Origin of the sequence: Arthrobacter sp. S2(2024), from assembly GCF_036662515.1 — a bacterium.
GTDB lineage: Bacteria > Actinomycetota > Actinomycetes > Actinomycetales > Micrococcaceae > Arthrobacter.
Genome location: NZ_JAYKZI010000012.1, coordinates 1 through 10138, shown reverse-complemented (window position 1 = coordinate 10138; position 10138 = coordinate 1). Strand labels below are relative to the sequence as shown.

General features: G+C 65.5%; 9 protein-coding genes and 1 pseudogene. 5 read left to right on the top strand and 5 right to left on the bottom strand.

Annotated elements, in window-relative coordinates:
- Positions 1 to 234 precede the first annotated feature (234 nt).
- Complete coding sequence (locus tag VLA65_RS17905; RefSeq protein WP_284991285.1) at positions 235 to 1197, top strand: DnaJ C-terminal domain-containing protein; 963 nt, start codon at positions 235 to 237, stop codon at positions 1195 to 1197.
- Positions 1198 to 1226: 29 nt separating this feature from the next.
- Positions 1227 to 1649, top strand: coding sequence for a heat shock protein transcriptional repressor HspR (locus tag VLA65_RS17900; protein WP_284991311.1), 423 nt, complete (start codon positions 1227 to 1229; stop codon positions 1647 to 1649).
- Positions 1650 to 1653: 4 nt separating this feature from the next.
- Here the strand turns inward: VLA65_RS17900 and VLA65_RS17895 are convergent, their stop codons facing one another.
- Positions 1654 to 2289, bottom strand: coding sequence for a CG0192-related protein (locus VLA65_RS17895; RefSeq protein ID WP_332603285.1), 636 nt, complete (start codon positions 2287 to 2289; stop codon positions 1654 to 1656).
- A gap of 45 nt (positions 2290 to 2334) precedes the next feature.
- A complete protein-coding gene (locus VLA65_RS17890; protein ID WP_332603284.1) occupies positions 2335 to 5721 on the bottom strand; it encodes a DEAD/DEAH box helicase in 3387 nt (1128 codons plus the stop codon).
- A gap of 167 nt (positions 5722 to 5888) precedes the next feature.
- On the opposite strand from VLA65_RS17890, the gene VLA65_RS17885 reads away from it, so the two are divergent.
- On the top strand, positions 5889 to 6737 hold the full coding sequence (locus tag VLA65_RS17885) for a DMP19 family protein (protein WP_332603283.1): 849 nt from the start codon (positions 5889 to 5891) through the stop codon (positions 6735 to 6737).
- Between the two features lie 146 nt (positions 6738 to 6883).
- Here VLA65_RS17885 and VLA65_RS17880 read toward each other — a convergent pair whose 3' ends face one another.
- A complete protein-coding gene (locus VLA65_RS17880; protein ID WP_332603282.1) occupies positions 6884 to 7456 on the bottom strand; it encodes a COG4315 family predicted lipoprotein in 573 nt (190 codons plus the stop codon).
- Positions 7457 to 7610: 154 nt separating this feature from the next.
- Here VLA65_RS17880 and VLA65_RS17875 point away from each other — a divergent pair, with 154 nt between their 5' ends.
- Complete coding sequence (locus VLA65_RS17875; protein ID WP_059389901.1) at positions 7611 to 8111, top strand: sigma-70 family RNA polymerase sigma factor; 501 nt, start codon at positions 7611 to 7613, stop codon at positions 8109 to 8111.
- Positions 8108 to 8815, top strand: coding sequence for an anti-sigma factor family protein (locus VLA65_RS17870; RefSeq protein WP_332603281.1), 708 nt, complete (start codon positions 8108 to 8110; stop codon positions 8813 to 8815). Before VLA65_RS17875 ends, VLA65_RS17870 begins: the two co-directional genes overlap by 4 nt.
- 28 nt (positions 8816 to 8843) lie before the next feature.
- Here the strand turns inward: VLA65_RS17870 and VLA65_RS17865 are convergent, their stop codons facing one another.
- Complete coding sequence (locus VLA65_RS17865) at positions 8844 to 9656, bottom strand: methylenetetrahydrofolate reductase (RefSeq protein WP_084784663.1); 813 nt, start codon at positions 9654 to 9656, stop codon at positions 8844 to 8846.
- A 16-nt stretch (positions 9657 to 9672) separates the two neighbouring features.
- Positions 9673 to 10138: pseudogene (locus VLA65_RS17860) on the bottom strand (lipoyl synthase); the annotation flags it as partial.

Below are 10138 nucleotides of genomic sequence, written 5' to 3'. Positions count from 1 at the left end.
CGCTCCGGCAGGCCCGATGCCACTCCCGGGCCCCCTCATCCGCTACGGCTCAAGCGGTTTTCTCGCCTAAGGTGAGTTGACCACAAGCTCGCAGCGATACATGGGCCCCGGGAGTGGCATCGGGCCTATCGGAGCCGGGTGGCTGAGGATCGAAGATCCTTGGCCACCCGGCGGAGGGGCGGGGGCCCATGTATCGCGGAGAGCTCGGCAAGAACAGATCGAAAGGAAACGCCCTTGGCCAGCCAGGACTGGGTTGAGAAGGATTTTTACGCCATCCTTGGTGTCGCCAAGGACGCCTCTGACGCTGACATCAAGAAGGCGTACCGCAAGCTTGCGCGGAAGTACCATCCGGATACCAATTCCGGGGATGCTGCTGCGGAGAAGAAGTTCAAGGACATCTCGGAGGCCTATTCGGTGCTCTCGGATGCCGAGGAGCGCCAGCAGTACGATGCCATTCGCGCCATGGGCGGGGCACGCTTCGCCCCGGGCGCAGCTCGCGGCGGCCCGGCCAATGGCGGCTTCGAGGACCTGTTCGGCGGGCTTTTCGGCGGCGGACGCCAGCCTGCCGGTGCCGGGGGCATCCCGCCCGAGTTCGCTGACCTCTTCGGCGGTGGCTTCGGCGGTGGACAGACCGGTTTCCAGCGGGCCCCGCAAAAGGGCAGCGACCGCACGGCGTCCACCTCGATTTCCTTTGCAGGCTCCATTCATGGCACCACGGTGAGCCTCCGCGAAAGCAACGGCAACGTCATCGACGTGAAGATTCCCGCGGGCATCAGGGACGGCCAGAAGGTCCGCCAGCGTGGCAAGGGCAACCCAGGCGCAGCCGGAAACGGGGACCTCATCATCACGGTGAACGTCAAGCCCCACGATTTCTTCAATCGCGACGGCGACAACATCCGGATCCACGTGCCGGTCACCTTCGCCGAGGCGGCCTTGGGTTCCAACATCCACGTGCCGACGCTTGACGGCGACACTGTCACCGTCCGCGTCCCGGCCGGCACGCCTTCCGGGCGGACGCTCCGGGTCAAAGGCCGAGGCGTCAAGACCTCGAAGGGCACCGGAGACCTGCTGGTGACGATCGACGTCTCCGTCCCGCAGAACCTCAACAAACAGGCCGAGGAAGCTGTCAAGGCGTTCGCCGCGGCTACGGCCGACGCCGATCCTCGCCACGACCTGGCCGCCAAGGCCCGCTTGTAGCGGCAGAAGACATGGGAGGGGACGTAGGCATGGGCATCGACATCAACCAGCCGATCTTCGTCATCTCCGTCGCGGCCGAACTGGCTGACATGCACCCGCAGACCCTGCGCCAGTACGACCGGCTCGGCATCGTGTCGCCGAGCCGTGCGCCGGGCAAGTCCCGGCGTTACTCCCAACGCGACATCGACCGCTTGCGCGAGGTCCAGCGGCTCTCCCACGAAGGCGTGTCCCTTGAGGGCATCAAGCGCATCCTTGAGCTCGAAAACCAGGTGGTCGCGCTGCAATTCCGCGTGGCCGAGTTGAGCGAGGAACTGCAGCGGCGGCGGAGCCCCATGGAGGCCCGCGTTTTTGCTGCGGGAGCAGCTGGCGACGTCGTCAGCCTGGCCCGCGGGCAGCGCCCCCGGGCGCGGTCCCAGGCAGTTGTGGTGTGGAGACCGCGACCGGGGGAGTAGTCCTCTAGGGCCGCGAGAGGGACGCCAGTAGCACCGGCGCCTCCTGCCCGGCCCACGTGCCCCGAAGGGCAGCCGAATCTTGCGAATCCTGGATCCCCAGATCCAGGACGCGGTTCACCTGGACGGTGAGTTCACCGGCGTCGATGCTGGTAACGCCGCCTTCGGTGATCGGCGCTGCGGGACTCAGAGCGGGGACTTCGCTGCCGGGGGTTCCACTGCCCTTGGCCTCGACGGAACTCGCCCTTGGCTCCAGCACGCCGTCCATGTCCACGAACTGTTCGGCTTCCCGCTGCCCAGTGAGGATGGCGGTGGCCAGGGCAGCGACGTAGACGGGATCGGTGCAGGCGTCGTACACCCACCTCGTGCCCAACACGGAGTGTTCCATGGTGCCGAGCAGCGAGTGCTCCGCACCGGGCAATTCCGAACCCCGGTAGCTCAGGGGAACCTGGTAGACCTTGCCGCCGTGGGAGACCAAGTGGGTTTCGAGGCCGACTTCGCCGTCCGGATCATCGAAGCGGTACGCACCGAGCAGCTCGGGCGGCGCGGAGCCGTCCTTGGTGAACCACGGCTGGACGGGCAAGTACTTTTCGATGAGCTCAAGTTTGCTGGGACTCAGGGTTGCTCGATGGATAATAGCCATGCGGTCCAGCCTAGGCCACCTAGAAGCAGTTGCTTCAGGGCGAACCTACTCCGCAAATAGCCCGGCCAGGTCCTCCGCCGTCAGCGCGCCACCGGCCAGGGCGTCGCCTTCCATGACATCCGCGAACAGCTGCGACTTCTTGGTCTTGAGCGCCATGACCTTTTCCTCGATGGTGTCCTTGGCCACCAGGCGGTAGACCATGACGTTCCTCGCTTGCCCGATCCTGTGGGTTCGGTCCACGGCCTGCGCTTCCGAGGCGGGGTTCCACCACGGGTCCAGCAGGAACACGTAGTCGGCCTCGGTCAGGTTCAGGCCGAACCCGCCGGCCTTCAAGGAAATGAGGAACACGGGTGCTGCGCCGTTCTTGAATTCGCTCACGACGTCGGCCCGGTTCCGGGTGCTGCCGTCGAGGTAGCAATACTCGATGGCCTCCGCGTCGAGCCGCTCCCGGACCTTGCCCAGGAACCCCGTGAACTGGCTGAAGATGAGCGCCCGGTGCCCCTCGGCGACGATGTCCTCCAGCTGTTCGAACAGCACATCCAACTTGGACGAGCGCACGGCTGACAAGGACTCGTCCACCAGGGAGACGTCCAGGCTCAGCTGCCTCAGCAGGGTGAGCGACTGGAAAATGGTGAAGCGGTTCTTATTGACATCGTCGATGAGCCCAAGGATCTTCTGACGCTCCCGCTGCAAGTGGGTCTGGTACACCTTCTGGTGCCGCGGGTTGAGCACCACTTCGAGCACCTGTTCCTGCTTGGGCGGCAGGTCCTTGATGACTTGCTCTTTGGTGCGGCGCATCATCAGGGGACGGACCCGACGGCGGAGCTTGGCGAGCTGGGCCTTGTCGCCGTTCTTTTCGACGGGCTTTTGGTAGTACTCCGCGAAGCGGCGCGGGCTGGAGAAAAGTCCCGGTGCGACGATCGAGGTCAGCGCCCAGAACTCCATGAGGTTGTTCTCAAGCGGGGTTCCCGTGATGGCCAGCTTGAAGGATGCCGGGAGTTTCCGGGCGCACTGGTAGGCCTTGGACTGGTGGTTCTTGACGAACTGGGCTTCATCGAGCATCAGTCCGGCCCATTCCTTGGCGGCGTAGGCTTCGTAGTCGATCCGGAACAGCGCGTACGAGGTGATGACGACGTCGATGCCCGCCATGGATTCCTGCGGATCCGCGCCGCTCTTGGCGAAGGTCTCTCCCACGGTCTTTATGCTCAAACCGGGGGCGAAGCGCTGCACTTCCGCGGCCCAGTTACCCACGACGCTGGTGGGCGCCACCACCAAGAAGGGGGCGCTGCCGCCCGCGGTGCCTCCGGCGCCGGACTCAGCCTGCTCCTTCGCCGCGCACATCAAGGCAATCGCCTGCACTGTCTTGCCGAGGCCCATGTCGTCGGCCAGGACGCCACCCAGGCTGTGGCGGTAGAGGAAACTCAGCCAGTTGAATCCCTCCAACTGGTACGAGCGCAGCTCGGCGTCGAGCGAGCCCGGCAGCGGCAGCCCGGTCACGCCGTCGTCGAGCAATCCGCCCACGGCCTCCCGCCATGCTGCCGCCTGCTCGTCGACGATCCCCAATTGCGCGAGCTCATCCCAGAGCCCGGCCTGGAAACGGCTGATCTGCAGGGTGCCGTGCCGGTCCGGGTTGTCCTGCAAGGACCTGGCCTCGTCGATCAGCGCGCGGAGTTGGTGCAGTTCGGGCAGGTCCAGCGAGAAGTAGGCGCCGCTCGGCAGCAACATCCGGCTCTGGCCGGCCGCGAGGGCGGAAAACACGGCCGCGAAGGACACGGGTTCGCCCTCGAGCGTGATGACGATGCCAAGATCGAACCAGTCGCGGCTGTCGGTTGCCTTGGTCGAAATGGAGACGACGGGAGCCTCGGTGGCCTCGCGGTAGTCGGCGATCTCGCCGGAGGTGTCCACGACGACGTCGGGCAGCTCGCGGAGCCGGGGCAGCACCTCCTCGGTGAAGGCCAGGGTGTCCAGCCCATCCAGCGCCACCGAGGCCGCGAGGCGTGGAGCCCCCCATCCGCCGCTCGACGATTCGCCCAGCGCGGCAACCACCTCCCAAGGCCGGCCCAGGGTCTCCAGGATCCGGGCTTCTTCGGCGTCGTCGCGATAGCCGTGGTCGTCAGGGTGCCGCCAGAGGGGTTGGGCAGTCACGAGCTTGCCGGCTTTATAGTGCCATTCCCAGTGCAGCCGCACGCGGTGGTCGGAGCCGTAGTTCGCCAGCAAGGACAGCGTGGGCACGGCGAGGACCGGCAACTCGACGGAATGGTCCGCTGCCGTGACCCGCGTGGACTGCTTGAGCTTCGGATAGAACGCCGTGAGGAATCGTTCTTCGTCCTTCGCCGGGATCTGGAGCCGGGACGCGCCCATGACGAAATCGAGGAGTTCCTGCGACTCGCCGCCCTCCAAAGGGGCCAGCGTGATGAGGTTAGCGGGGGCCGAAACGCCGGGCAAGTGCCCCTCGCCGGGACCCGTGAAGAACAATCCATGCGCCGGGCGGCCGATCAAGCCCAAGGCCGCCGGATCAAGGGCGTCCCCGCCCAAGGTCACCGACGGCGACAGCTGCAGTCCGTCGTCGGGCCGGCTAAGGTCAAGCCCGACGACGGCGGGCTCCGCGGCAATGCGGACCGGCTCGGTCCCGCCGGAGTGGATGAGCGAAACCCCGACCTTCGAGGCTTCGGCGAGCAGGCTCCACAGGTTCTTGCCGGCGAATTCGTTGAGCAGCATCCACATGCTGGAAGTGAGCTGCCGGTAGTCCGCGGTGGAATGCGCGGCGAGGAAGTTCTGCATCCAGTCGATATGGGCTTCGTTGAACTCGCGCTTGTAGCCGAGGTAGTTCAGGTTGGTCCAGGAGACGTCGCCCCGGATCCACTTGCCCTTGGCTCCCATCATCACTGGGCGGGCCTTGAGCTGGCGCACGCTGCGGAGAGGATCGCGCCGGCCTGTGTAGGAGAAGTGCGGGGCCGGTTCTTCCACTTCGAAGGCCAGTGCCAAGGGGAGGCCCTGGCCTTGCGGTGCGGTCCCCGGGGTGGCGATGAGCTTGCTGAGCGCCTGTTCCCAGGCCGGCCGCTGCACGATTCCCCCTGTTTGGGCCGTCTGTCCGAACGCGGGCGCGCTGAGCAGCTGTGCCCGCACTGCGGGATGGTCTTCCGCGGCGAAGAGAAGGGCGGCCACGTGTTTGCAGTCCTTGCGGACGGGGCAACTGCACACGCCCACGGTGCAGCTCCAGCCTCCGGGCTTGCGGACCAGCTTGGCCGACGTCGAATACGGTGACGGGCCGCTGCCCCTGACCTTGCCCATCATCAGGCCCGTGGCGGAGTCGAAGGTGATGCCGCTGACCCGGCTTCCCATGGCATAGGCGAGGCCGGCCGCGAGGGAGCGGTCGTTAATGGCGGGTGTCTGAATCGCCAGTTCCCAGGAATCGTCTGAGTGGGAAGGCATTCGTTAAGGCTACTTTCGGCAGGAGGCTATCTATGAATCCTAGGGCCCACGCAGCAGCCCTGAAACTTTGCCGGACGTTCACCTCTGCCTAGCTTGCCCGACAACCGCCCCCGCGTACGTTGAAAGGGTCCGGAGCAGCACAAGCTTCCCAGCAGTGAGGAAATCCCATGACCAGCAATGAGAACCCCGTCATTCTGACGAAGGACAGCATCGAGGCCGACAACGCAGACGTTGTGGACGCGAACGTCACCGTGGTCAACGAGATGTACGAGGAGCTCCTCAACCATGAGGAAATCGCTACCAACGCCCTGCGCAGCTACTTTGTGGACTACTACCTGACACAGGCACTTGCGGGCGGTTTCGCCCAGTACGTCTTCACGGTCCCGGAGCGCGAAGAGGTGGATGCGTTTGTCCGCGAAGGCCTTGAAGGAATGGGCGCCAAGGGCCACCTCGAGCTGTTCAACCGCACCGCCGCAGCTTTCGACGCGCTGTCCGAGGAGGACGCCGAGGCCTACCTGGACGGCGACCTTGACGAGTCCGAGGTGGCACCGGAAGCCGTTGCCGAGCTCGAGGCCCTCGACGGCGAATTCGAATCCCTCCTGGAGACCGAAGACATCATCGAACTCAACGCAGCGTGGCTCCGCAGCCAGGACGGTGTGCTCTACCTCGACGAGGAGCAGCTCGAGGCACACATCGCCGAGCGTGTAGCCCTCATCCCGAACCTCGAAGAGCGTCAGGCCGAGGCGGCCGAAGCCGAACTCGAGAACGCCCCCGAATTCGAGCTCATCATCCGCGAACTGTGCGATGTTGCCGGCTACCGGCTGGAGAAGATCACCATGGGCGATCCCAACTACGAGCACGACGGCGAGACGATCCTCGCCTGGCACTTTGCCACGGACCACGGCAACTACATCATGATCGAAGAGGACGACGAAGCCTTCATGATCCACCCCGAGACGAAGGAAATCATCGCCGCGGTGGAGTTCGAGGACGCTGAAGCGTTCGAAGACGCCTAAGACGCCCGCTCACTTTTAGGGCATCTGGGGCGGACGCCCGCTCACCTTTGAGGCCTTTTGGACAAACGCCCGCTCAGATCTTCCGGCCGGTCCGGAAAGATCTGAGCGGGCGTTTGCCGTTTGGGGTGCAAACGTGAGCGAGGGTTTCAGTAGCCCATGCTGCTCCCGCTTGGTGTGCTGCTGCTTGGGGTGCTGCTCGGGGTGCTGCTAGGGGTCAACATGGAACCGGACGGGCTGACCATGAACCACACGCCACCCACGCCTTGTCCGTAGGTGTCACTGGAGTCTTCATCCTTGGAGTAGAAGTAGATAGGCATCCCGTTGATGGTGATCTGCATCTTGCCGTCTGCCGTGGGGATGGTGCCGATGGTTCCGCTCACCCCGTCAACCGCCGGTTTGGCCGACGTCGTTGTCACTGCCGGCCAGTTGGTGGCACAGCCGCCGGTGCAGGCGCTCTTGCCGGAATCCTTGACGTCCTTCGCGAAGACGTAGACGCTCTTGCCGTTCGCCGCGACCACTCTCTCGCCGACGCTCGACGACGCCGTCTTCAGTTCCGCCGCGCCAGCAGGAGTGCTCGACGCCGGAGCGCTTGAACTCGACGCCGCGGGGCTGGGACTGGTGGCGCTCGAAGATGACGACGCGCCGGGGCTTCCTCCACAGCCAGTGAGGGCGATGGCCAGAGCAAGGATGCCGAGCCCGGTGCCGAGTTGCTTCTTCATGGTTTGCTCCTTCGGGTCGACCGGCCGTGGACGTGCCGGAAGCTAACCCGTACGACGCCGTCGGGTGAAGAATGGTTCAGGGGGCTTGAACCTTTTTCGTGGCGGGCACGTCGTATCGCAGGAGAAGGGGAAGCCGAGCACCAAGGAGGCGCCGATGCCGCTCGACGAGGATGTAGTGGCCGCGATTTACCGCGACCACGGCACGGCCCTGCGCCGCTTCGTGCTGAGCTGCACGCCGGACGCGCACTTGGCTGAGGACGTAGTCCAGGAAACCATCCTTCGCGTGTGGCAGCACGCCCCGCAGATCACCGGCAGCCTGCGCAGCTATTTGTTCCGCACTGCCCGCAACGTCATCATCGACAACTACCGCAAGGCCCAGCGGCGCCCGGCAGAGGCTGCCGAACGCGACATGGCGGATCCGGAGGAGGCCACCGAACGGGTGGACGAGCTCCTCAACCGGGTCCTCATGGAGGAGGCGCTCCTGAGGCTCAGCACCGAACACCGGGAGGTCCTGGTAGCACTGCATTATGAACGTTTCACGGTGAACGAGGCCGCGTTGAGGCTCAACATCCCCAGCGGCACAGTGAAGTCCCGGGCCTTCTACGCCGTGAGGGCGCTCCGCACGATTCTCGACGAAATGGGGGTGCAGCGGTGAACGAAACCGGACTTCACCAATTGCTGGGCGCCTACTTGCTCGGCGGACTCGAGCCTGCCGAGGCCCGGATTTTCGAGGAGCACTTGGTGAGCTGCGCTGACTGCCGGCTCGAGTTGGGCGAGCTGGAGAGCCTCCCTGCCCTCCTCGACGCCGTCCCCGTGCCCGACGCCGTCGCGCTCGCCGCCGGGCGCCCCGCCGTCGAGCCCTCTACCGCTGCCCCTTCCGACGCCCGCCCACTTACAGGGGCTTTCACGGAAACGCTCCCGCAGCCGATCCTCCTGAAGATGGCGGCACGGCGGCGGAAATCCCGACGCCGGTGGGCGGCCCTGGTGGGTGCCGTCGCCGCGGCGTGCCTTGGCTTGGGCATACTGGCAGGGCCCGTGGTGAACCAGCCACCCAAGCCTGACGCCAGTTACTCCGTGCAGACAGACAATGGCCTGCAGCTCACCGTGGGGCTCGTCAGGAAGGCGTGGGGGACCGAGCTTCAGCTGGAAGGCCGCAGCATGCCGGCGCAAGGCACGATGTACCTGTGGGTCAAGGGCCGCGACGGCACGGAGGAAATGGCGTGCGGATGGACCGCGACGTCCAGTGGCCACATCAAGGTCACGGGTGCGACGCCGGTCCAGCTCGCCGGGATTTCGGGCGTGGAACTGCGCGATGACAACCAAAAGACGGTCGCGGCGATTTCGGTCCCGGGGAGCTAGGGGTCCCCAGGACCTAGGCGGTGCCAGATTACGCGGATGCTGCCTCGCTGGCCTCAGGATCGGGGAGGTCGCTTCGTTCCCAGATGGGCATGTCCAGTCGGTTGAAGCTGTAAAGATGGATTCCCGAGATGCCATCCGGGTGCGCCATGATCTCGGAAACGAGGCCTTCCGGTGAGTACTTGTCCCCGCCTAGAAGCTTCCGGGCAAGGGTTCCTTTATTGCTGAGGAACTTCAGGGACGTCCCGACGCCGATCTGGGCTGCCAGGGCCAGCAGTTTGGTCCGGGGAACGGCCCCGGCCACGCCTGCCCACACCGGCAGCTCGACGCCTTCCCGGCGCAGGAGTGCTGCGTAGTCGAGGATCGTCGGGGCGGAGAAGCACATCTGCGTGACAACGTGCGTGGCCAAGTGTTGTTTGGCCAACAAGGCGTCCAGCAAGTCGAGCCCGCTCACGGAAGGATGTCCCTCGGGATAACCGGCGATGCCCGCCGTGATGCTGCCACCGGTGTACTCGGCGATATCCGCCAAGAGGGGAAGGCTCGATCGGTAGGGGCCGGAACCTTGCGGCCCGTCGCCACCGATGGCGAAGACCTCCCTGATCCCGACGGCCTCGCAGTCCCGGAGGATACCGGAGAGTTGCGCACGGTGCTCCAGCCCGCGTGCCGAGAGGTGCGGAATCACGGTGTAGCCGAGGAGGCTGAGCTTGATTGAAGCCTCCATGGTCCGCGCGATTCCGTGATGGGGCAGGCAGGTAACGGTGAGCGTTGTGGAAAGCGGCACCGCCGCCTGGACTTTCTCAACGATTCCGGCTGAGGGAATGATTTCAATCCGGGTGGGGAACATGCTGGCTCCTTGCCGATCAGGCCGTGGCGTGGTGTGCGAGGAGGGTGCGGGCTTCCTGGCGGGTGGTGCCGGAGTCCTGGATGCCTTCGGCGATGTGGGCCAGATGAGCGGGGATTTCGCGGCCTTTCTTGCGCATCGCGGTGGCCCAGAGGCGACCGGCGCGGTAGGAGGAGCGGACCAGCGGGCCGGACATGACGCCGAGGAAGCCGATTTCCTCGGCTTCGGTGGCGAGCTCGACGAATTCCTGGGGTTTGACCCAGCGGTCCACGGGCAGGTGCCGTTCGGAGGGGCGCAGGTACTGGGTGATGGTGATCAGGTCGCAGCCCGCGGCGTGCAGGTCGGTCAGGGCTTCGGAGATCTCTTCCCGGGTTTCGCCCATGCCCAGGATCAGGTTGGATTTGGTGACCATGCCGTGGGCCCGGCCCTGGGTGATGACGTCCAGGGAGCGGTCGTAGCGGAACGCGGGGCGGATGCGCTTGAAG